Below are 22,380 nucleotides of genomic sequence, written 5' to 3' on the forward strand. Positions count from 1 at the left end.
AGTTTTTATATCATAATAACCCCAAACCTACTGGTTTGGGGTTATTCTTTTTTAGTAGCTTACCTAAAGATTAATCTTCAATAGTGTATCTTCGTATCTTTAGTAGTTTCGAATGAGGTTTAGGTTTTTTAATACACATCGGCTTTTATTAAAAGCTTCTTATTTTAACGGAATTATTGTTGCGCTCAAAGCTTTATCTGGAGTGGCCACCACAATGGTAGTTAGTCGGGTAATAGGTCCGTCTGGCTTAGCTTTATTAGGAAACTTGCGAAATTTTACTCAAACTATTTCTAGTTTTACTGCCGAAGGTTATCAAAACGGGGCCATAAGATACGTATCAGAATACCAAGAAGACGCTAAGCAACAGCAACAAATTATCGCCAGTATTTTTCAATTGAGTATGGGGGTAGCGCTAGTCTTTGGGGTAGTGCTTTTTTTGTTTTCTTCTTTTTGGAGTGAGATGGTTTTCAAAACAGATGCATACGCAGACATCATTCGGTTGGTTGCTGTGGGCTTACCCTTTTTATCGCTCAATCTATTATTAATTTATATATTTAATGGTTTAGAGCGCTACAAAAAATTAGTAGTGCTTAATGGAGTTTTAAGCCTAGGCAATATGGTAATGACCATTGTCTTGGCGCTTCAAATGGGTTTGAGAGGCGCGCTTATAGGCGTTATCTTAGGACCAATATTGGTTTTTATCTTTATGCTTTTAGGGCTAGGAAAAGAAAGAGAGGTATTATTAAATTTATTTCGATTCAAATTATTTTCACTTACTGCGGTAAAAAAATTAAGTGGTTATTTATTGATGACCATTTATGCTACCGCAATAGTTTCGGTTACTTATTTAATGATTAGAAATTTAGTAATTAAAACCTTATCTACAGAAGACGCTGGTTATTGGGAGGCTATGAATAGATTGTCCTCTTTTTACTTGATGTTTTTTATAAGCCTTACTTCATTTTATTTGTTACCCAAACTAGCAAAAACCGATGCGTTTGGTAGCTTTAAAAAAGAGTTGAAGCATTTTTATACCCTTACAATCCCTTTGCTGGTAGTTGCATTTTTTATAATCTACTTTTTGCGTACTTGGTTGCTTCAATTGTTGTTGGGCGATGAATTTTTACCTACAGAGCGTTTATTTTTTTGGCAGTTGGTTGGTGATTTTATAAGCATCTTAGCCATCGCTCTGGTAAAGCAGTTCCACGCCAAACGAATGATTAAGGCTTATTTAATTAGCAACAGCGTTTTAAACCTTTCCTATCTTATTTTTAGTCATCTGTTTATTGAGGTTTATGGGTTGCAAGGAATAGTGAAAGCCTATGCTTTGGCTTATTTTATCTATTTAGTTCTGGTTTTGTTTTTCGTTTATATGCATTTTAACTCAAAAAAAAATGAATAGAATCCTCAACTTACAAGCCTCTAAAGCGAGTTTAATCGTGTTATTGATTTACCCCATAATTTTGGCGCTGTTGCTGGAGGTAGGTATTCATCAAATAGGACCTTCAACGTTTTTAAATGTTTTAGAAAACACGCTTTTTGGGATAATTATTTATGTGTCTGTTTTAATTTTAAATTCTTTTAAAGGCAGTAAATGGATTAGTAAGGCCATGTTGATTGGCTTTTACTTGATTTTAATTATTGAAACCGGATTGTATATTCTATTTGAAACCAGATTTAACGCGAGTTATATTTATGTGATTCTAAATACCAATACTGCCGAGATAACCGAATTTAGCCAAACGTTCTCTACCTATTATCTGCTGTGGTTACTTTTATTTTTACTTCCTCTTTTTTCATTTTTTCCTAAATCTATAGCTTCCGCGAAAGCGATATCAAAACCCAAGATTATAACCGGTGTCGTATTTATTTTAATGCTAGCAGGGGTGCTTAAATTTTCTAAGCTTATAATCTATAATTTACCGTATATCACGGTAAAATCTTACGCGCAATACAAGCAGCAGGTAAATGAAATAGAACAATTTAGAGCAGAAAATTTACAGATTGAAGTAGCCGCCACTACTCAAAATGATTTGATTGTGGTAGCCATAGGAGAATCTGCCAGTAGAAAACATATGCAAGTGTATGGCTATGATAGGCCTACCAATCCGTTATTGATAGCGCAAGACTCTTTAAAATTATTTAATGATGTGATAAGTTCTCACGTTTATACTATGGGCTCTTTATATGATGCCCTTACGCTGGCAAATTATGAAAACCCTAAAGCCTCACAATTGCTTATACAGTTTTTGAAAAGTGCCAACTACAAAACCTATTGGCTTTCCAATCAACGTCCCGTTGGCTTTCATGATAATTTAATTTCTAAACTAGCCTCAGTTTCTCATGAGACAGTATTTCTAAATTACTCAGCTTTTAATGAAAATGGAAATTATGACGAGGTACTGTTACCTTTACTGAATGAAACCTTAAGTGAAGAAGGTAAAAAAGTTATTTTTCTTCACCTTGCCGGAAATCATTATGCTTATAATAAGCGTTATCCTCCTCGTTTTAATTACTTTAAAACCGAAGAGAAAAACGAAAAAACGAGTAATATTAACACCTATGACAATGCCATTCGCTACAATGATTATGTGCTTTCGGAAGTTTTAAAATTAATACAGCAACAAAACAAAAAGAGTGCTTTCTTATATTTTTCAGATCACGGAGAAGAGATGTATGATGTTGCTGATTTTTTTGGGCATTTTGAAGATAAACCTACTTCAACGATGTATGAAATTCCTTTTATATTTTGGAAATCTCCCAGCTTTGAAACGCCAACCGACTTTGTGATCGATACCAGTAGAGCCTATATGCTAGATGACTTTCCGCATACGCTAACCCATTTAATGGGTATTTCTGCAGAAGGTTTAAAAAGAACTAGGAGTATTTTTAGCGATTCTTTTCAGCCTAGAAAACGTCTGATTCAAGATGGAGTTGATTTTGATGAATTTAAAGCGAAAGAGAAAAAATGAGTTACAAAATAGGGATTTTAATCGACCGCTTAAACGGGGGAGGAGCCGAGCGTGCAGCAGGAATTATTTCGAAACTTTTATCTGAATTGGGGCATAAAATTTTTATAGTGACCTTGTTTGATGATGTAGCCTATCCCTACCAAGGAAAGTTGATTAATTTAGGGAAGTATAAAACCGGTTCACGCTCTTCAATTGCCAAGTATTTAAGGTATAAAAAACTTCATACAACTTTAAAAGGCGAAAATCCCGATTTAATTTTAGATTTTAGAATGAAGGATTTTCCGTTAAGGGAAAAGTTACTGAATAGATTGGTTTTTAAATACCCCATGGTAAATATGGTGCGCAGTTATAGGTTAGATTGGTATTTTCCGCAACCCAAAAAACTCGCGCAACATTTATACGCGGATTATGCGGGGATCATAACCGTAGCCAAAGAAATAAAGCAGGAGGTACAACAGCAATACGGTTTTAGTAATGTTACAGCCATTCCTAATGCTATAGATATAAAAGCAATTCAGCGTAAAGCTAACGAAAGCCTAAATACACCAGTGGAGTATATTATTGCTGTAGGTAGAAATCATCCTGTAAAACAGTTTGAGGCTTTAATCCTAGCGTTTTCAAAAAGCAATTTGCCAAAGAAAGGGATAAAATTGGTTATTATGGGAGATGGCAACAAGAATGAAGTGCTTAAGAATAGAATTATGCAATTAGCGTTGCAAAACCATGTAGAACTGCTAGCTTTTCAAACTAATCCTTTTCCTTTTTTAAAGCATGCTAAATTTTTGGTTTTAAGCAGTAAATATGAAGGATTTCCCAATGTGTTGGTAGAAGCATTGGCCTGCGAAACTCCTGTGGTGGCTTTTAATTGCTCTTCGGGGCCGAGTGAAATTATTCAACATGAAAAAAATGGTCTATTGGTTGTAAACCAAAATTTTAAAGCCTTAACCCAGGCGATGAATAGAATGATTGACGATAGAGCATTATATGAGCAATGTAAGGGTTTTGCACTTGAAAGTGTAGCTTGTTTCTCTATGGAGAAGGTTAAGCAGCTTTGGAAGCAATACCTAACTGGGCTCAAAAAGGAGTGACTTTAATTCCTCTTTTTATCAAAAAGGCTTTTAATTTTTTTAAACGCTGATACATCCAAAACGGACATTCAAGTAAAACTTTCTGTTTAAAGCTGAGCGCCGAAAAATCTATTTCTTTTTTAAACTTTTCAAACAAGGCTTTATTCCGCTGATTTTTATATTGGGAGGCGTAATAATACCGGCTAGCATTAAGGTATTTTTTTAACCCGGGATGACTTTCCGCTTGACGGTCAAACTTCTTGAAATCTATTAGCTTTTTATTGCGAATAGTACTATTTGTCATTTGATTAGGAATGTCTACATAGTAAATTGCACAAGCCTTATAATAATAAGCCAATTTAAATTGAGAATTGGCTCTTATGTTAAAATCTAAATCCTCTCCTATATCTACTGCGGTATTAAAATTTCCAATTTTATTTAATGCCTTTCTAGAAAATGCAACACAACTATAGCAATAAATAGGGTTGAATAAACTGGCGGTAAAGAAATCTTCAATTTTCACATATTGATTAGGCCTCACCGCTTTGGGAAGGTTTTTTACGGGAATAACGGTATGGTTGTTAATCTTTTCCTCGTAATCGGTTCCATAAATATCGCATTCGGGAAATTTTCTAGCAAGGGTGTCAATTGCAGCAAGAAAGTTGGGCTTCCATTCATCATCGGCATCTAAAAAAGTGATAATATCTCCTTTAGCATTAGAAATCCCAGTATTTCTTGAAGCTGATAAACCTTTATTTACCTCGTGTTGAAGAATGGTTATTCTAGAATCTTCTATTTTTTCTGCACGAGATAAACTTTTATCTGTAGAGCAATCATTCACAATGAGCAATTCAAAATCTACAAGTGTTTGTTGCAATACAGAGTGTACACTTCGCTGAATATAATCAGCTTTATTATACATAGGTATAACCACAGAAAACCTAGGCATTTCTATCGAGTTGAATTAAGTGGTAAAGACGGTACAAATCAAAAAGACGCAAAGAAGGTTTGGGTCCCAATAAATTTCGTTCGATGTGGCGTAAAGTGCTTTTTGGCAAGGAAGCGGCAGCACGATCTAACTTTGCTTTTTTTAATTTTTTATGAAAGGCTAAAATTTTAATATAGTCGGGGTCAATAAGTTTATGTTCTTTAAAATACAGGGCAGCTTTTAAAGAATCTAAAGATTTTTTCAAGAACTCTTTACTGCTTTCTATTCCTAAATGATACACCGGATTATTAATATGTAAGATAGGAACCTCAGCTTGCTGAAGTTGATAAGAAAATAGCGTGTCTTCGTGTCTTAAATTTGGGATATCTTCATTAAACTTTACCTTCTTAAAAACTGACTTACGGATTAGAAAATTAAGTGTAAGAAAAGAAACATAGGGTTTTCTACTGCGTTTTTCGGTGGCTAAAGCTTCTCTTAAATTCCCGTAATGCCAGCGTAAGCGTTGAGCAGCATCGGGTTTGTTGGGAACATACTTAATACCTCCGTAAATAATGTCGTGGTCATTAGAAATAAATTTAAGGTAGTTTTTTATAAAATCATCTTTAATGGGCATCACATCGGCATCTAAAAAAAGTAGCCAATCAAATTTTGCAGTGTCTGCCAGAAGATTCCTAATTCTGCTTCTCCCAATATTTACTTTAAGTACTTGATAAGATGCGTGTTCTAAAGCATTGATCTCTTCATTTTCATCTATACTAGATGGGTTGGTAGAAGCATCATCTAAACAAATAATTTCAAAATCGATTTTCTCGGCAGCGAGGAGTTGGTGTACTTTCTGTACCAATGGAAAAATAGTATAGTTATAAGTGGGAATCAGAACAGAAATCATAAGTAAATCTTCTTTTTAAGCCGTTTTCTGTACTACTTCAAACACTTTTTGGCCGTCGCATTTTAAGGTTTTAGACGGGTATTTTAATAGCAAAGCATAATCGTGTGTAGCCATTAAAATGGTATTACCGTTACGGTTAATTTCTTGCAAAACCTCCATTACCTCTACAGAGGTTTGTGGATCTAAATTACCCGTAGGCTCATCGGCTAGTATTAATTCGGGGTCGTTGAGTAAAGCACGCGCGATGGCAATACGTTGTTGTTCACCACCAGAAAGTTGGTAGGGGTATTTAAAATTTTTGGTTTTCATACCCACTTTGTTTAATACCGTATCAATTTTTTCTTCCATTTTGACCTTGTCTTTCCAGCCTGTAGCTTTTAAGACAAACATTAGATTTTCTTTTATATTGCGGTCGTTCAGCAATTTAAAATCTTGAAAAACCACGCCGAGTTTGCGGCGTAAAAAAGGAATATCTTTTTCTTTGAGTTTACGTAAATCGGTACCTACAATAGTTCCTTCGCCCTCTTTCAAGGGAATATCACCGTATAGCGTTTTCATAAAACTACTTTTACCGGTTCCTGTTTTACCAATTAAATAAACAAAATCACCTTTATTGATTTCTACATTTACTTCAGATAAAATAAGACTTTCTCTTTGGTAAATCGCCGCGTTGCGAAGCGAAAGGATAGATTGCGCCATAGCTTTTTAAGATTTGAGGCTAAAGGTAACAAAAGTTTTTAAGTTCTATTTTACTAGCGTACTCAATTTATAGGTGTAGTAATAAAATTCATGAGTTTGCTTTTGCGTCAAGCGGAAATAAAGACTGACTAAAATGCTAAATTTGATATAATTATTACCCGGGTTTGGCGTTATGTAGTAAGCAATTCTTTTATATTTGAGTTTTGATAAAAAAGCGACTTTATGTTTAAAACAATAGGATTTTGTTTAGTATTAGGAATCGGTTCGGGTTTCTCGAGTTACAGTCAGCAAACCGCAGTGTATACCGAGAATTTTATGACCTACCAGCAGGCGACTCGTTTATTCAATAAACAGCAGTACCAAGCCGCACAAAATTTGTTTAAAGAGGCCAAGCAGTTAACGCAAAGCGAAGAGCTTAAAGCCGATTGTGATTATTATATCGCGCTCTGTGCGGTGCGAACACAGGCTAGCAACGCCGAACAACTCTTAGATAATTTTGTTCAAAATCACCCCACCAGTACCAAACGAAATTCGGCCTACTATAACGTAGCCAATTATTACTTTTCGGCTGGCAATTACGTGGAAGCTAGGAACTGGTATAATAAGGTAGATGTAGATGGTCTAAGCAAAGAAGAAAAAACTACTTATTATTTTAATAATGGGTACACCTATTTTAAGGCCGGTAGAACAAACGAGGCAAAGAAGTACTTGAACCGCGTGCGAGACGATCAAGAATTTGGGGCACAGGCGAAATACTATTTGGGTTTTATGGCTTATGAAGGCGATGAATATGAAGAAGCCAACCAGATGTTTGATGCCGTTAAAGGTGATAAACGTTTAGACAAGACCTTGTCTTACTTTCAAGCCGATATGAATTTTAAATTGGGAAAGTTTGAAGAAGCCATTGCTTTGGGTAAAGAACAGCTAGATCGCTCTAACCGACTTGAAAAATCTGAACTGAATAAAATAATAGGAGAAAGCTATTTTAACTTAGGGCAATATGAAGAGGCTATTCCATATTTAAAAGAATACCAAGGGAAGCGAGGTAAATGGAATAACACCGATTATTACCAGTTAGGTTATGCTTATTATAAACAAGGCGAGTATCAAAATGCTATAAATGAATTCAATAAAATTATAGACGGTCAAAATCACGTGGCACAGAATGCCTATTACCATCTGGCAGAATCTTATGTAGAATTAAACCAGAAACAACAGGCACTTAACGCTTTTAAAAATGCCTCTGAAATGGATTTTGAGCCTAAGATTCAAGAAGACGCTGCGCTTAATTACGCCAAGTTGAGCTATGAAATAGGAAACTCCTACAAAAGTATTCCCGAAGTATTAACCGATTTTGTTGAGCGTTATCCCAATAATCCGGCCACGACCGAGATACAGAACCTTTTAATCGATTCTTATATCACTAGTAAAAACTATAAAAAAGCACTAGATCTTTTAGAGGGTAGCAAACGCTTTAACGATAAGCAAGTGTATCAAAAAGTTAGTTTTTATAGAGGGGTAGAGCTGTATAATGAGAACCGTTACAGCGAAGCACTACATTACTTTAATCAATCTTTGGCTAATCGTAGCGATGCCTTATTTACGGCTAAAGCTACCTATTGGAAGGCCGAGACGCAATATAATTTAGGTAATTTTAAAGAAGCTTTAATTGGGTACAAGGAGTTTCTAGGTATGCCAAAAGCCAATGAAACCGAGGCCATGCAAGCCATAGATTATAATATTGCTTATGCCTATTTTAAAACCAAAGACTATACCCAAGCCATAAAGCATTTTAAAAAATATAGCGAACAAGAATCGGTGCCTTTAGCACAAAAAAACGACACCTATTTAAGACTAGGCGATAGTTATTTTGTAAGCAGTGATTATTGGCCCGCGATGGAGGCTTATAATAAAGCCATTGGCTTAAAGGGTATTGACTCTGATTACGCGTACTTTCAAAAAGCCATAAGCTATGGTTTTGTAGATAAGAATGAGCGTAAAATTGAAGATTTAAACAATTTCATTGCCAAGTATCCTACAAGTATTTATAAAGATGATGCCTTGTATGAATTGGGAAATACCTATGTGGCCGAAGGTAAAACCAACCAAGCTCTTGCAGCATATAAACGTTTGCAAAAAGAACTACCTACTAGCTCGTATGTTTCAAAATCTATGCTAAAGGTAGGATTGCTGTATTATAACAACAATCAAGGCGAACAGGCATTGGGAACATTTAAAAAGGTCGTAGCCGATTACCCCAATACCACCGAAGCCAACCAAGCGGTAAAAACCGCGCGTAGCATTTATGTAGATTTAGGAAGAACAGAGAAGTATGCCCAATGGGTAGGCGGTCTTGATTTTGTTGAGGTAGCCGATTCTGATATCGATAACGCTACTTATGAGGCGGCAGAATTACCATTTATTGAAAATAAAATGACCCAAGCCAAAAAAGGATTTGAAAAATACTTGAATCAATTCCCTAAAGGTTTACACGCTTTATCGGCTCACTTTTATTTGGCTCAAATCAATTACGCCGATGAAAATTATGCAGCGGCCATTCCGCATTACCAATATGTAATCAATCAGTCGCGCAGTGAGTTTACAGAGCAATCCTTAGCTCGACTGGGTCAGGTTTACCTTGAACAAGAAGATTATAAATCGGCTATTCCAATTTTAACTCGATTGGAACAAGAAGCAGATTTTCCACAAAATATCACCTTTGCGCAGTCAAATTTAATGAAAGCCTATTATGCGCAAGAGCAGTATGCACAAACCATCACCTACGCCGATCGCGTACTTGAAAATCAGAAAATAGAAAACAGTATAAAGAGTGATGCGCAAGTTTTTATTGCTCGGGCGGCGATAAAATTAGGCGATGATGCAAAGGCTAGAAAGGCGTATGAAGCCGTAAAGAAAATAGCACAAGGAGCATTGGCAGCAGAAGCACATTATTATGATGCTTACTTTTTACGCGAAGATGGCGCCTATCAAAAGTCAAACGAGGCGGTGCAAACTTTAGCCAGAGATTATTCGGGTTATAAGAAATTTGGAGGCAAAGGACTTCTCGTGATGGCAAAAAATTTCTATGATTTGAATGATGCCTATCAGAGTACCTATGTGTTAGAAAATATCATCAAGAATTTTAAAGCCTACCCCGATTTGGTTGAAGAAGCTAAAGCCGAATTGATTCGTATAAAAACCAATGAAGCCAAAACCAATTCTTCTGTAGAAACCCCTCAAAATTAGAAAAAATAGCTATGTTATATAATCATAAATTCAATACTTCTATGCGTTTTAAATTAGGTATATCCATTGGCTTATTCCTTGTTAGCACAGCCTTAAGTTTTGCCCAAGAAGACAAAGAAGAGCAAGGCGATATAGATACCGAACGCTTGATAATTGTAAAACCATATTCGCCCACGGTAAGTGATGCTTTTAAAATTAAGCAGAACCCAGTGATCAATGATTCTACCGAGCGACAAAAGAAAAAAGTAAACTACACCATTAATTCTTTTCCAGTAGCCTCAACTTTTACCCCAGCAAAGGGCAGAGCGGCCCGAGTGCAACAACAGGCTTTACCCGCAAGTTTTGATAATTATGCTTCTTTAGGTGTAGGCAACTACTTTAATGTAGACGCTGCTTTTTTCGGACGCATCCCGCTAAGTCGTTACCAAGATCTCAATTTAAGTTTTACCCACCAATCTACCCAAGGAGGAATAGACGGAGTAGCCTTAGATGATGAGTTTTATGATACCCAACTCAAGCTAGGTTATGAGCAAGAAACACGTAGTTTTACCTGGGGTACACAAATTAATGCCTTACACCAGTCTTTTAATTGGTACGGTTTACCGCAAGAATTTTTTATTCCAGAACCTTTGTTAGACGGTATAGAAACCGGTCACGCTTATTTAGGTGGCGGACTAGATGCTTATTTAAATACGGGAGAAGGGGTGTTTCAAGCTATTGATTTAAGCTATATGCGCTTCGCAGATAATTGGGGTGCAGGTGAGAACCGATTGGTTTTAACCCCTAAATTTGAACTGCCTTTAACGCAATTGCCTGTAGACCTAGAGCTCAAATTTGATTATGTAAATGGTAATTTTGACGAACAACCCAATAATGTAAGTTTTATGCCTAAATACGCTTACCTCAATTCGAGTATTAGTCCGCGTATCGTCTTGTCAGATCAAGATTACTCAGTGCAATTAGGTGCCGAACTGGTTTACAGTATGGATGTTGAAAACGAGAAAAATAATTTTTATATCTACCCAAAAGTCAGTGGTAGTTACCGTTTAGCAGGCGATTATTTTACGGTTTATGGGGGCGCTCAAGGCGGATTAAAACAAAACTCTTATTATGGTTTTACCCAAAACAATCCGTTTGTAGCGCCGGCATTGGTGGTTGCCCCCACCGATAAACAATATGATGTTTTTGTAGGTGGTAAAGGTAAGTTTACCGAAGCCTTAAGCTATAATGTAAAAGCCAGTTACCAAAATGAAGTTAATAAAGCCTTATTTAAGCATAGCACAGATAACCAAAATGTAAGCCCTCGTGAGGGTTACGAATATTTCAATAGCTTTGGCGTGGTTTACGATGAGGTAAATACATTACAATTATTTGCAGAATTGCAATTGGATATTAACAATCAATTTAACCTAAAATTAAACGGAAGTTTTTATAGCTACGGTGAAGACAGAGAGCCAGAAGCTTGGAATTTACCACAATTTGAAAGTCAACTTATGTTAAATTATGCGATTGACCAAAAATGGTTAATAAGCGCGAGTATGCTGGCAATGGGCGAGAGAAAAGATAGTTTATTTATTATTGATAGCACCCCAGAGTCTAGTGCACAAACCCAATCGTTAGACGCTTTTATAGATGCCAATTTACGGGTAGATTATCAATTCACCGAGCAATGGGGATTCTTTTTAAGAGGTAACAACCTACTAGGCGATAATTATGAGCGTTGGTATGCATATCCTACACAAGGTTTGCAAATTATGGCGGGAGCCACTTATCAATTTGATTGGTAAAAAGAATTGATTATGAAGAATATACTGTTTAGTTGCTGTATGCTTATGCTTTTTAGCGCTTGTGAACAGCGCGAAGAGGTTGATTTAATAGTAAGCAATGCTAAAGTTTATACTGTGAATGATGCCTTTGATGTGGTGAAGGGTTTTGCTGTTAAAGATGGAAAAATCGTAGCCTTGGGAGGTTACGAAGATTTGCATTTACAGTATAAAGCCAAGCAAAGCTTTGATGCCAAAGGCAAAGCTATTTATCCTGGCTTTATTGACGCGCACGCTCATTTTTATAACTTGGCTATGCAGCAGCAAAGGGTAGAGCTAACCGGCACTAAAAGTTTTGATGAGGTTTTAGAAAGGTTAAAAGCTTTTCAAGAGCAAGAACAACGCCAGTTTATTATAGGTAGGGGTTGGGATCAAAACGATTGGCCCAATAAGGAATTTCCTACTAACAAAGCCTTAGATGACTTGTTTCCTGACACGCCAGTGGTGCTTACACGCATAGATGGGCACGCGCTTTTGGCTAATACCAAAGCTTTGCAATTGGCCAATCTTAATGCCGATACCGAAATATCAGGTGGGCAATTATTAAAGCACCAAGGAGAATTAACAGGAGTGTTGATAGATAATGCCATGCAGCCGGTGCAAGCTATTATTCCAGAGCCTACGCGTGCTACCCAAATTGATGCTTTGCTAGCAGCACAAGAGATAGCTTTTAAAAACGGTTTAACCAGTATAGCCGATGCAGGATTAAACAAAAATAAAATTGAATTGATTGATAGTTTGCAACAGGCGGATGTGCTAAAGGTTAGACTTTATGCTATGCTAGCCAATAATGCAGAGGAGATTGATTATTTTTTAGAACGAGGACCGCTAAAAACCGATTTTTTAAACCTTAGATCTGTTAAGGTGTTTGCCGACGGCGCTTTGGGTTCTCGAGGTGCGGCGCTAAAACAGCCTTACTCCGATAAAAAAGGACATTATGGGAGTATGCTTATTGGTATATCCGATTTTAAAGCACTAGCCCAAAAACTTTCTCAATCTTCTTGGCAAATGAATACCCATGCCATAGGAGATTCTGCAAATACCGTGGTGTTGAGCACTTATAAAAACCTTTTAAAAGATAAACCCAACAGAAGGTGGAGAGTTGAGCATGCCCAGGTGGTAGCTCCCCAAGATTTTAATTATTTTGATAAAAATATCATTCCGTCTGTACAGCCCACTCACGCAACAAGCGATATGTATTGGGCAAAAGATCGGCTAGGTGAAAAGAGATTGCAAAATGCTTATGCCTATAAGAAACTTTTAGAGGCGGCTGGCTTGGTAGCTTTGGGAACCGATTTCCCGATAGAAAAGGTAAACCCTATGCTTACTTTTTATGCGGCTGTAGCCCGAAAAGATTTGGAGAACTATCCGACCAACGGATTTCAAAAGGCTCAGGCTTTGACACGAGAAGAAGCATTAAAAGGCATGACTATTTGGGCAGCCTATGCTAATTTTGAAGAACAAGAAAAAGGCAGTATTGCCGTGGGAAAATTTGCCGATTTTGTTGTGTTAAACCAAGATTTGATGAAAGTGAGTGAGCAGCAGTTGCCGCTTACCCGTGTTTTGGCAACTTATGTAAATGGCGAAAAAGTATATTAAATCCCAGTATTAATTATTATAAGTAATTTGTGCTAAGTAATCATAGTGCTCGCCCGCAAGCAATTGTTTACACGAAAATCCTTGAGCTGAAGCAGCTAATTTTAATTTTTCAAAATCGATATAAAGCCAATCAAAACACTGGCTTTTTTGTTCTTTATATTGTATTTGATATTGAACCTCTCCATAATACTTTTGTGAGGTTATTTTTGATAAGGATTCGTCTTCCTCTTCATATAAGTACCGCAAATCTGAAGAGTCGATTAACAATTGTCCGCCGGGTTTTAAAATCTTTTTAAGCTGCTGAAAAAAAGATTCCAATTGATTGAGCTTTCCTATAATACCACTACCGTTCATAAGCATCAGGATAGTGTCAAATTGTTCTTCAACCTCAAAAAAGCTTTTTACTTGGGCATCTTTAATTCCGCGTAAGCGACATACTTCTATGGCTTTAGCAGAAATATCTATGGCGGTAACTTTTAGGCCCTTTTTTTGTAAGTACAAGGAGTGGCTGCCCGCGCAGCAACCAACATCAAGGCAATGACCAAAACTATTTTTAAGCGCTTTTTGCTCTATAGCTGGCATATCTTCGAAAGCTCTGAAGAGATAGGCAGTGGGAATTTCATCTTCATCGAAATCTTCTTGCCAAACGCGAATTGATTCGGCTTGACCGTTAGTAAAATAATCGTGAACGGCTTGTCCAAAAATATCGGGATTATAGGTTTTATCTTGTTTCATTTCATTTACTTTTGTGGTATGGAAGATTTGCTGAAAAACCTACCCAAAAACGCCAAAGATAAGCATAAGCAGAACAAAAAGTTTTTTGCTAAGCTTAAAAAAAAGCCACCTAAGCATCTCGATGTCTTGATGCAAGATTTACACGAGGAAGAATTTGCTAAAGATTACTGTTTAGATTGTGCTAACTGCTGTAAAACTACTGGACCGCTTTTCACGGATAAAGATATAAAACGGATTTCGAAATTTTTGAGAATGAAACCTGCAAACTTTATAGCCACCTATTTGCGTATTGATGAAGATCAAGATTATGTTTTGCAGCAGCTGCCTTGTGCTTTTCTGGCCGAAGATAACAGGTGTTTGATTTATGAAGTGCGGCCAAAGGCTTGCGCCGAATTTCCGCACACCGATCGGAAAAAATTTCATCAAATTACTAATTTAACACTTAAAAATGTGGCTATCTGCCCTGCAGCGTATGCAATTGTTGAGGCGATGAAAGAGAAAATTAAAGTTTAAATAGAATAATTTGTTCGCCAAGATAACATAGAGCTTTATTGTGGCCTGTACCTAACTTATTAACAATGGAACAGGTGTTTTCATCAAAAAGTATCAAAGCGAGATGAATATTAAAGGTTCCCAGAATTTAATAGTTTTACAGTTACCCATAATTACACCCAAGCTATTCGTAAATCAAATAATTAGCTCTCATTTTTTTAAATTCTTCAAGTGCCGGTTGCCAAGTTTTGCGAATGGCTTCTGGGCTTAAACCTGCTTCGATTTGAGATTGTAATTTTGCAGTGCCCGCTAACTTGGTGAAAAAAGAGTTAAAGAATTTACTTTTATCGGCAGTATTTTGATAGGCTTCAATCAGCCAATCTAATTGTATTTTATTTTCGATTTTACTATTTGAGAGGTTCCTGCCATAACATAATTGACCCATATGTTTTGGGTTTTTGGCCCCCTCATTGGCTTTTGGGATATAGGAATAATCAAAATAGTTTTTGGATAAAAAAGGTGAACCAAAAACTTGGAATTGCAAGGCTGTACCACGCCCTGCATTTACCTGGGTGCCCTCAAAAAAACAAAGACTAGGGTATAGTTTTATAGCCTGAGCGTTGGGAAGATTTGGCGAGGGTTTTATGGGTAAAATATACCGGTCTTGGCGCCTGTAATTTTTTACTGGAATAACTTCTAATTCGGGTTTTACGCCCCTTTCGAGCCAATTTTGTCCTATAATCATTTGGGCATATTCGCCTATACTCATACCGTGTACAATAGGTATAGGATGCATTCCTACAAAACTTTTATGTTGTAATTCTAAAACGGGACCGTCTACATAAGCGCCATTGGGGTTAGGCCTATCGAGAACTAAAACAGCAATATTGTTTTCGGCAGCAGCCTCTAGTACATAATGCAAAGTTGAAATATAAGTGTAAAACCGGGTGCCTACATCTTGTATGTCAAAAATGAGTAAATCTATACCTTCTAGTTGTGCTGGAGTGGGTTTTTTGTTTTTTCCATACAGCGAAATGATGGGTAGACCCGTTTGTGTATCCATACCGTTTTTTACTTGCTCGCCTGCATCTGCCTTACCTCTAAAACCATGCTCGGGTGAGAAAACACGAACAATATTAAAATTATGTGCCAATAAGCTATCGACCAAATGGGTATATGCTCCGTTTTCTTTAAATATAACCGAGGTCTGATTCCCTACTATTCCGATACGTTTACCTTTGAGTTTATTAAAATAAGCTTGTGTTTGGTTTGCTCCTACCATTAATGTACTTGAGGGTGAAGCCTGGCGCTCGGTATTGTGGGTTTGTTTTTCTGAATTTGTTTGAGCCTGACAAGAAACCAGACCTAAAACCGCAAGAAAAAGTGTATTTTTGACCAATTGAAAAAACATAAGCTAAAATTGAATTTCGAATTTTTTATAAGTAAGCGCCTTATCGGTGCTAAAGATTATAAAAGTAGTATATCTGCACCAATTATTAAAATAGCGGTTACTGCAATTGCAGTAGGAGTGGTTATGATGTTGGTTGCCGTAGCTACAGGTGTGGGGCTACAGCAAAAGATCCGCGATAAAATAGCGGCATTTAATGGGCATGTTAAAATAAGCAGTATTAATAATACAGATGCACAGATTTCGGTTATTCCTATCGATAAGCATCAAGAGTTTTACCCCGATTTTAATCAAATTGAAGGTATAAAACACATTCAGGCGGTGGCTACCAAATATGGGGTCATACGTACCGCCGAAACTTTTGAAGGAATTGTAGTTAAAGGGGTAGGCCAAGATTATAACTGGACGTATTTTGAAGAGTATTTGGTATCTGGAAGGTTGCCGCAATTTAAAGCAAACTCACCCAATAGTAAAGAAATTCTAATCTCTTCTTATCTGGCAAAGCGATTGAAGTTTGAGTTAGATGATCAAGTGGTGGTCTATTTTATGAATGATGAAAATCAAAAACGACCTCGCTTAGTCGCTTTTGAAGTGGTAGGAATATACAATTCTGGCTTTCAGGAATTTGACGAAACTTTTTTACTAGCCGATATTACCCAAATACAACGTTTAAACAAATGGGATGCTAATCAAATAGGATATTTTGAGGTGTTTGTAGATAACTTTAAAGAGCTTCCTCAAAAGGGAAGAGCAATTTATGAACACATTAGTTCTTTCTTAGATGCCGTGAGCATTCAGCAAGAATATGCTTCAATTTTTGAATGGTTGGCCTTATTTGATTTTAATATCGGACTTATTATTGGAATTATGATTTTGGTCTCAGGCATTAATATGATAACAGCTTTACTGGTACTCATACTAGAAAGAACCCCCATGATTGGAATGCTTAAAGCCTTGGGCGCAACAGATTGGAGTATCCGTAAAATATTCCTTTATAACGCCGCCTATTTAATACTAAAGGGTTTATTTTGGGGTAATGTAATTGGTATTGGTTTGTTGCTTATTCAAAAACATTTTAAGCTGATTGCCCTCAACCCAGAAACCTATTATGTTACCGAAGCACCTGTATTTTTAAATTGGAATTACGTTGTACTAATAAATTTTGGTACACTTTTACTTTGTTTATTTATGCTTTTAATACCTAGTATATTAATTGCAAGAATAAACCCGGTGAAGGCGATAAAGTTTGACTGATTTTTGCCTCTCGCTTAAAGCGGATTTAAATTGTCAAATTCTTATTTTTATAAGATTTTAAACCTATTTTGTTAAGCATTTATTAGAATTTTATTACTCGTAATATGTTTCTTACCTTTGCAGCCGAAAAAATTGCACGATGGATTATAAAAACAATATATTAGAAACCATAGGAAATACCCCATTGGTTAAAATAAATAAATTAGCTGCCGATATTCCTGCTTTGGTTTTGGCAAAGTATGAAACTTTTAATCCGGGTAACTCGGTAAAAGACCGTATGGCAGTGAAAATGATTGAAGATGCCGAAAAAGAAGGAAAAATAAAACCAGGAGGTACTATAATTGAAGGAACCTCAGGAAATACAGGTATGGGGCTGGCTCTAGCTGCAATTGTAAAAGGTTACAAAATGGTTTGTGTAATTGCAGATAAACAAAGCAAAGAAAAGATAGATATTTTACGCGCCGTGGGGAGTGAGGTGGTTGTTTGCCCCACCGATGTAGAACCAGACGATCCTCGTTCTTATTATTCTACTTCTAAGCGTTTAGCCGAGGAGACTCCTAATTCGTGGTATGTAAACCAATATGATAACCCCAGTAATGCCAAAGCGCATTATGAAAGCACCGGACCAGAAATTTGGAAACAAACCGAGGGTAAGGTTACGCATTTTGTAGTTGGAGTGGGCACGGGAGGTACTATTTCGGGAGTTGGTAAATACCTTAAAGAACAAAATCCCGATGTTAAGGTTTGGGGTATAGATACCTATGGTAGCGTTTTTAAAAAATACCATGAAACCGGTATATTTGATGAAAAGGAGATCTACCCGTATGTTACCGAAGGAATTGGCGAGGATATTTTACCTAAAAATGTAGACTTCTCAATTATTGATGGTTTTACCAAAGTAACCGACAAAGATGCTGCTGTATATACTCAAAAATTAGCTAAAGAAGAAGGCATGTTTTTAGGAAATTCTGCAGGTGCCGCTATGAAAGGCTTGTTACAGCTAAAAGAACATTTTACTAAAGACGATGTGGTGGTAGTATTGTTTCACGACCATGGGAGTCGCTATGTAGGTAAAATGTTTAATGATGATTGGATGAAAGCCCAAGGTTTCCTAGACTAAAAAATTAAAATACTACATTAAATCCTGCCGAAAGCAGGATTTTTTTATTAAATAAATTACAACCCATGAATAAATATTTGTATTGCATATTCGTATTATTACTCAGTTTAAATCCGCTTTTAGCTCAAGATCAATTAAATACAGATAAGAGTCTGTTCGTTGAATTAGATCTTAAAAATCCGAGTAGGGAGATTAATGATGCAGTAGCTATGCTACAAGTGAGTGGAGGAGTAGCCCCTTATACGTATTATTGGAGCAATAAGGAAACTTCTATGCAAGCCACTAAATCTACAGGATTAATTGAAGGTATGTCTCATCACGTTCGTGTAGTAGATAGTCAAGGTAATGAAGTTACCAAAACCTTTAAAATCCCCGCCCAATCGATTACCGAAATTTTTAACAGCAAGGTACAACCTGCCGTTGATGTATTGGCGAGTATTCTTTTTTGGGATCCTTTTGCTAGTTTGGGCGTATATGACCCCGTGGTTTACACCCAACATGAGCGTATTGGCATTCCTAATTGGGATGCCACAACGCAGTCTGCCTATACCTTGAAAACTTGGTTGGTAGACGAAGGTGAATCCGTTAAAACCGGAGAAAAGATAGCAATAATACAAAGTGATAGCAGTAAAGAAATTCCGGTTTTTGCTAGTGTAAACGGTAGTTTAGAACATAAAGTAGGTGTAGGGGAAGTAATCTACAATCCAGATGATCAAAAAGATGTGATACAAGCCAATGCGCACATTTTGGCACGCATCGTATTTGAAGAGCCACGACCTTTATTGCATAATAATGGAGAGGTAAGAACCAATACCATTCCGTTTATTGTGATTTGGCTTATTTTAGGAAGTATATTTTTCACCTTTCGTTTGGGGTTTATCAACATCAGTGGTTTTAAGCATTCCATTGATCTAGCAAGAGGTAAATATGACAATCCCGATGCACCGGGAACTATAACCCACTTTCAAGCCATGGCAACAGCCGTATCGGCTACCGTTGGATTAGGAAATATCGCAGGTGTGGCAGTGGCCATATCTTTGGGAGGAGCCGGAGCAACTTTTTGGATGTTTCTAGCTGGTTTTTTTGCGATGTCACTAAAATTTGTTGAATGTACGCTAGGGGTAAAATACCGATTTATCAATAAAGAGGGGCGTATATTTGGTGGACCTATGAATTACCTGCGTTACGGTTTAGAAAAGAAAAACCTAAAAGGTCTTGGAAAATTCTTGGCAATTCTATTTGCTGTACTCGGGGTAGGTGCCTCTTTTGGCGGAGGAAATATGTTGCAATCTAACCAGGCCTTTAAAATAGTATCAGAACAATTACCTTTCCTGCAAGGTCACGGCTTTTGGTTTGGTGTTATTTTTGCCCTGCTAATAGGTGCTGTTATTATAGGTGGTATAAACAGTATTGCCCGAGTAACCGGTAGGGTTGTTCCATTTATGGCGGCGGTTTATATTATTGGTTGTTTAATTGTTATTGGTGTGCATATTGAAAATATAGGCGGAGCATTCGCAGCTATTTTTAACGGTGCCCTTTCTGCCGATGCGCTCAAAGGCGGATTTATTGGCGTATTGATTATTGGCCTACAACGAGCTGCATTCTCTAGTGAAGCAGGAGTAGGATCGGCAGCTATTGCCCACAGTGCCTCAAAAACAAATACTCCCATCGCCGATGGTTTTACCTCATTAGTAGAGCCATTTATAGATACTATGGTGGTGTGTACTATGACCGCGCTAGTGCTTATCTTTTCGGGAATGCACGAGAGAACAGGCTTAGGTGGGGTAGAGCTAACCTCAGACGCTTTTGGTAGTGTAATTTCTTGGTTCCCAGCAGTATTGGCTTTTGCTGTTTTCTTATTCGCTTTTTCAACAATGGTCTCTTGGTCGTATTACGGAATGCGTTCATGGACCTACCTTTTTGGTAGAAGCAAACAATCTGAACTTGTTTTTAAAGTATTGTTTTTAGTTTTTGTAGTGCTCGGAGCTTCAGTAAGTTTAGGGGCGGTGTTAACCTTTGCCGATATGATGATTTTGGCCATGTCTTTTCCTAATATTATCGGGTTGTATTTATTATCATCGGAGGTTAGAGCAGATTTAAAATTGTATTTAGCCCAACTCAAGAAGGGTGAACTTTACATAAACCCTAAGTTTAGGGAATAATTTTTTTGATTTTAGGTAACCAAGCGGTCTTTGTGTTGAAAAAAAGCGTAAAGACCGCTTCCTATTAAATAGCAGCCTACATCTAAAAGGTCTGCCGTATAACGGCTGTTTACCTGCGGTAGATAGCATTCAAAATATAAAGAATAGCCCAACACCAAGACCACGAGCATCAAAACCGTAAAACGAAACGAAGGAAAAACAAACTGCATTACACCTTGAATAATACCTAATACAACAGGCATGCAAAGAATATCCATCAAATGGTTGTTAAAGACAGCAGGTAAACTGTAATGGCTGGCATTGAGTCCTAAATAGATAAGTGCTATCGCGGTACTTACGATCCATAACCTGCGGGTATAACTCATATTAGTAAAAAAGAAATAAGCCAAGCCAAAAAAGCACCAATAGCCAATACACCACTCCATAAGTAAAAACCAACATCACCTAGAAACCTTAGGAAGGCATTTGAGCTTTGTCGTAGGCTATTTTTTTGTTTTGATTTTTCTTTTTTAGGTGGGGTTTCCATGCTGCTTTTGTACTGCTTATATTTTAGCCTAAAAATATACTTATTTTTAGGCTAAAAAAAATGGCAAAACCTACATGTTTATAATTTATTAGGTATCTTTAAGCCTATGTTGTTATAAATGAGCGATTAAAAGCTATCGGATAGGTTTTGTTTGTCTTGTAATATGAAAGAAGATTATTTACATTATGTATGGAAATTTAAAAAATTTAATTTCCTAAATCTAAAAACCAGTCGGGGTCTACCCATTGTTGTTAAACATGTAGGCTGGCATAATGAAGATAAAAGCGGTCCCGATTTCTTTGATGCGAGAATTCAAATCGATGACCAATTGTGGGCGGGTAATGTTGAAATTCATCTTAAGGCAAGCGATTGGTTTGCACATCATCATCATACTGATAAAGCTTATGATAATGTTATCTTGCATGTGGTGTGGGAAGAAGATATGCCCGTTTATAGAAGCGATGGTAGCAGTATACCTAGTCTTTGCTTGAAGCATTACGTAAATCTAGAAAGTTTAGAACACTACCAAGAATTATCCAGGCAAAAAAAGTTTATCAACTGCGAAAACCTCTTGCCCGATTTTTCAACTTTTATCGTACATAGCTGGCAAGAGAAGTTATACGTACGCCGTTTAGAGCAAAAAACAGAGTACATTCAACTTTTATTAAAAAACACCAAAAACGATTGGGAAAAAGTTTTGTTTATTCTCTTCGCTAAAGGCTTTGGTCTTAACGTAAACGGTTCATCCTTTCAACAGATGGCTGCTAATATTCCATTTAACCTAGTACGTAAAACGCAAAAAGTTCAAGTCCTAGAAGCCTTGTTTATGGGGATGTGTAAATTATTAGAAAGTGAGAAAGAAGATGTCTATTATCAAGAACTCCAAAAAGAATTTACATTTCTTCGCCATAAATACCAATTGGTAAGTATTACAAACCCCTTGGCATTTTTTAGGTTAAGACCATCTAATTTTCCTAGCATTCGGTTAGCTCAGTTAGCTTATTTATATCAGGATTCGGCCAATTTTTTTAATTTACTGATTGAAAAACCCGATATTCAATTATGGAGAGATCTCTTATTTAAAGTTAAAACCAGCCCGTATTGGGAAACGCATTATAATTTTGAGGTCAACTCCAAAACTAGGGTAAAAAAACTCTCTACTTCTTTCGTAGATTTAATGATCATCAATGTATTGGTTCCCTTTAGCTTTAGTTATCACAAAGCCCGCGGAAAAGAAGTGGTAGATGATTTGTTTAGCATAATGAGTTCGCTTAAAGCGGAAGAAAATGCTCGTGTTAAAAAATTTAAACAATTAAAGCCAGAAATGGTACAAAATGCTTGGCATTCGCAATCTTTACTAAGCTTATACCAAGATTATTGTAAAAAACAAAAATGCTTAAATTGTCAAATTGGTGTATCTTTGCTTAACAAATAACCCT

At 36.7% G+C, this 22,380-nt stretch carries 17 protein-coding genes; 11 read left to right on the top strand and 6 right to left on the bottom strand.

Annotated elements, in window-relative coordinates; translation table 11 throughout:
* Window positions 1-112: 112 nt before the first annotated feature.
* From ACH2AZ_RS09895 to ACH2AZ_RS09905, 3 genes are read left to right on the top strand one after another with little or no spacing between them, the layout of a single operon-like run.
* A complete protein-coding gene (locus ACH2AZ_RS09895) occupies window positions 113-1,402 on the top strand; it encodes an O-antigen translocase (protein WP_394907725.1) in 1,290 nt (429 codons plus the stop codon).
* Window positions 1,395-2,972, top strand: a complete 1,578-nt coding sequence (locus ACH2AZ_RS09900; RefSeq protein ID WP_394907726.1) for a phosphoethanolamine transferase — start codon at window positions 1,395-1,397, stop codon at window positions 2,970-2,972. The genes ACH2AZ_RS09895 and ACH2AZ_RS09900 overlap by 8 nt, the downstream gene beginning before the upstream one ends.
* Window positions 2,969-4,060, top strand: a complete 1,092-nt coding sequence (locus ACH2AZ_RS09905; RefSeq protein ID WP_394907727.1) for a glycosyltransferase — start codon at window positions 2,969-2,971, stop codon at window positions 4,058-4,060. The genes ACH2AZ_RS09900 and ACH2AZ_RS09905 overlap by 4 nt, the downstream gene beginning before the upstream one ends.
* Here the strand turns inward: ACH2AZ_RS09905 and ACH2AZ_RS09910 are convergent.
* From ACH2AZ_RS09910 to ACH2AZ_RS09920, 3 genes are read right to left on the bottom strand one after another with little or no spacing between them, the layout of a single operon-like run.
* Entirely contained in the window at window positions 4,047-4,988 is a 942-nt protein-coding gene (locus ACH2AZ_RS09910; protein WP_394907728.1) for a glycosyltransferase family 2 protein, read from the bottom strand. The genes ACH2AZ_RS09905 and ACH2AZ_RS09910 overlap by 14 nt on opposite strands.
* Window positions 4,981-5,877, bottom strand: coding sequence for a glycosyltransferase family 2 protein (locus ACH2AZ_RS09915; protein WP_394907729.1), 897 nt, complete (start codon window positions 5,875-5,877; stop codon window positions 4,981-4,983). Before ACH2AZ_RS09915 ends, ACH2AZ_RS09910 begins: the two co-directional genes overlap by 8 nt.
* A 15-nt stretch (window positions 5,878-5,892) precedes the next feature.
* Window positions 5,893-6,576: a cell division ATP-binding protein FtsE gene (locus ACH2AZ_RS09920; protein WP_394907730.1), complete on the bottom strand. Its 684-nt coding sequence runs from the start codon at window positions 6,574-6,576 to the stop codon at window positions 5,893-5,895.
* Between the two features lie 222 nt (window positions 6,577-6,798).
* Here ACH2AZ_RS09920 and ACH2AZ_RS09925 point away from each other — a divergent pair, with 222 nt between their 5' ends.
* Genes ACH2AZ_RS09925 through ACH2AZ_RS09935 form a run of 3 tightly spaced genes read left to right on the top strand, consistent with a single transcriptional unit; the run spans window position 6,799 to window position 13,244 of the window.
* A complete protein-coding gene (locus tag ACH2AZ_RS09925) occupies window positions 6,799-9,822 on the top strand; it encodes a tetratricopeptide repeat protein (RefSeq protein ID WP_394907731.1) in 3,024 nt (1,007 codons plus the stop codon).
* Between the two features lie 41 nt (window positions 9,823-9,863).
* Window positions 9,864-11,609 (top strand): TonB-dependent receptor, encoded by a 1,746-nt coding sequence (locus tag ACH2AZ_RS09930; RefSeq protein ID WP_394907732.1) that lies wholly within the window; start codon window positions 9,864-9,866, stop codon window positions 11,607-11,609.
* Between the two features lie 12 nt (window positions 11,610-11,621).
* Entirely contained in the window at window positions 11,622-13,244 is a 1,623-nt protein-coding gene (locus ACH2AZ_RS09935) for an amidohydrolase (RefSeq protein ID WP_394907733.1), read from the top strand.
* Window positions 13,245-13,253: 9 nt separating this feature from the next.
* Here the strand turns inward: ACH2AZ_RS09935 and ACH2AZ_RS09940 are convergent, their stop codons facing one another.
* The gene (locus ACH2AZ_RS09940; RefSeq protein WP_394907734.1) at window positions 13,254-13,979 is read right to left on the bottom strand and encodes a class I SAM-dependent methyltransferase; all 726 of its coding nucleotides are present in this window, start codon (window positions 13,977-13,979) and stop codon (window positions 13,254-13,256) included.
* A gap of 18 nt (window positions 13,980-13,997) precedes the next feature.
* On the opposite strand from ACH2AZ_RS09940, the gene ACH2AZ_RS09945 reads away from it, so the two are divergent.
* Complete coding sequence (locus ACH2AZ_RS09945) at window positions 13,998-14,492, top strand: YkgJ family cysteine cluster protein (RefSeq protein ID WP_394907735.1); 495 nt, start codon at window positions 13,998-14,000, stop codon at window positions 14,490-14,492.
* 163 nt (window positions 14,493-14,655) lie between these two features.
* On the opposite strand, the gene ACH2AZ_RS09950 is transcribed toward ACH2AZ_RS09945, so the two are convergent.
* Entirely contained in the window at window positions 14,656-15,882 is a 1,227-nt protein-coding gene (locus tag ACH2AZ_RS09950) for an exo-beta-N-acetylmuramidase NamZ domain-containing protein (RefSeq protein ID WP_394907736.1), read from the bottom strand.
* 9 nt (window positions 15,883-15,891) lie between these two features.
* Here ACH2AZ_RS09950 and ACH2AZ_RS09955 point away from each other — a divergent pair, with 9 nt between their 5' ends.
* From ACH2AZ_RS09955 to ACH2AZ_RS09965, 3 genes are all read left to right on the top strand, one after another.
* Window positions 15,892-17,133, top strand: coding sequence for an ABC transporter permease (locus tag ACH2AZ_RS09955; protein ID WP_394907737.1), 1,242 nt, complete (start codon window positions 15,892-15,894; stop codon window positions 17,131-17,133).
* Window positions 17,134-17,272: 139 nt separating this feature from the next.
* The gene (locus ACH2AZ_RS09960) at window positions 17,273-18,253 is read left to right on the top strand and encodes a PLP-dependent cysteine synthase family protein (protein WP_394907738.1); all 981 of its coding nucleotides are present in this window, start codon (window positions 17,273-17,275) and stop codon (window positions 18,251-18,253) included.
* A 65-nt stretch (window positions 18,254-18,318) separates the two neighbouring features.
* A complete protein-coding gene (locus tag ACH2AZ_RS09965; protein WP_394907739.1) occupies window positions 18,319-20,415 on the top strand; it encodes an amino acid carrier protein in 2,097 nt (698 codons plus the stop codon).
* 11 nt (window positions 20,416-20,426) lie between these two features.
* Here ACH2AZ_RS09965 and ACH2AZ_RS09970 read toward each other — a convergent pair whose 3' ends face one another.
* Window positions 20,427-20,840, bottom strand: coding sequence for a hypothetical protein (locus tag ACH2AZ_RS09970; protein WP_394907740.1), 414 nt, complete (start codon window positions 20,838-20,840; stop codon window positions 20,427-20,429).
* A 264-nt stretch (window positions 20,841-21,104) separates the two neighbouring features.
* Here ACH2AZ_RS09970 and ACH2AZ_RS09975 point away from each other — a divergent pair, with 264 nt between their 5' ends.
* Complete coding sequence (locus ACH2AZ_RS09975) at window positions 21,105-22,376, top strand: DUF2851 family protein (protein ID WP_394907741.1); 1,272 nt, start codon at window positions 21,105-21,107, stop codon at window positions 22,374-22,376.
* Window positions 22,377-22,380 lie beyond the last annotated feature (4 nt).

Origin of the sequence: uncultured Mesonia sp., assembly GCA_947499595.1 — a bacterium.
Taxonomy (GTDB): domain Bacteria; phylum Bacteroidota; class Bacteroidia; order Flavobacteriales; family Flavobacteriaceae; genus Mesonia; species Mesonia sediminis.

What these genes read in the sequence shown, in the direction of transcription:
- ACH2AZ_RS09900 (WP_394907726.1), top strand. Translation starts at nt 1,395, where the DNA reads ATGAATAGAATCCTCAACTTACAAGCCTCTAAAGCGAGTTTAATCGTG.
- ACH2AZ_RS09940 (WP_394907734.1), bottom strand. Translation starts at nt 13,979, where the DNA reads ATGAAACAAGATAAAACCTATAATCCCGATATTTTTGGACAAGCCGTT.
- ACH2AZ_RS09965 (WP_394907739.1), top strand. Translation starts at nt 18,319, where the DNA reads ATGAATAAATATTTGTATTGCATATTCGTATTATTACTCAGTTTAAAT.
- ACH2AZ_RS09920 (WP_394907730.1), bottom strand. Translation starts at nt 6,576, where the DNA reads ATGGCGCAATCTATCCTTTCGCTTCGCAACGCGGCGATTTACCAAAGA.
- ACH2AZ_RS09935 (WP_394907733.1), top strand. Translation starts at nt 11,622, where the DNA reads ATGAAGAATATACTGTTTAGTTGCTGTATGCTTATGCTTTTTAGCGCT.
- ACH2AZ_RS09975 (WP_394907741.1), top strand. Translation starts at nt 21,105, where the DNA reads ATGAAAGAAGATTATTTACATTATGTATGGAAATTTAAAAAATTTAAT.
- ACH2AZ_RS09960 (WP_394907738.1), top strand. Translation starts at nt 17,273, where the DNA reads ATGGATTATAAAAACAATATATTAGAAACCATAGGAAATACCCCATTG.
- ACH2AZ_RS09910 (WP_394907728.1), bottom strand. Translation starts at nt 4,988, where the DNA reads ATGCCTAGGTTTTCTGTGGTTATACCTATGTATAATAAAGCTGATTAT.
- ACH2AZ_RS09950 (WP_394907736.1), bottom strand. Translation starts at nt 15,882, where the DNA reads ATGTTTTTTCAATTGGTCAAAAATACACTTTTTCTTGCGGTTTTAGGT.
- ACH2AZ_RS09970 (WP_394907740.1), bottom strand. Translation starts at nt 20,840, where the DNA reads ATGGAGTGGTGTATTGGCTATTGGTGCTTTTTTGGCTTGGCTTATTTC.
- ACH2AZ_RS09930 (WP_394907732.1), top strand. Translation starts at nt 9,864, where the DNA reads ATGCGTTTTAAATTAGGTATATCCATTGGCTTATTCCTTGTTAGCACA.
- ACH2AZ_RS09895 (WP_394907725.1), top strand. Translation starts at nt 113, where the DNA reads ATGAGGTTTAGGTTTTTTAATACACATCGGCTTTTATTAAAAGCTTCT.
- ACH2AZ_RS09915 (WP_394907729.1), bottom strand. Translation starts at nt 5,877, where the DNA reads ATGATTTCTGTTCTGATTCCCACTTATAACTATACTATTTTTCCATTG.
- ACH2AZ_RS09905 (WP_394907727.1), top strand. Translation starts at nt 2,969, where the DNA reads ATGAGTTACAAAATAGGGATTTTAATCGACCGCTTAAACGGGGGAGGA.
- ACH2AZ_RS09945 (WP_394907735.1), top strand. Translation starts at nt 13,998, where the DNA reads ATGGAAGATTTGCTGAAAAACCTACCCAAAAACGCCAAAGATAAGCAT.
- ACH2AZ_RS09925 (WP_394907731.1), top strand. Translation starts at nt 6,799, where the DNA reads ATGTTTAAAACAATAGGATTTTGTTTAGTATTAGGAATCGGTTCGGGT.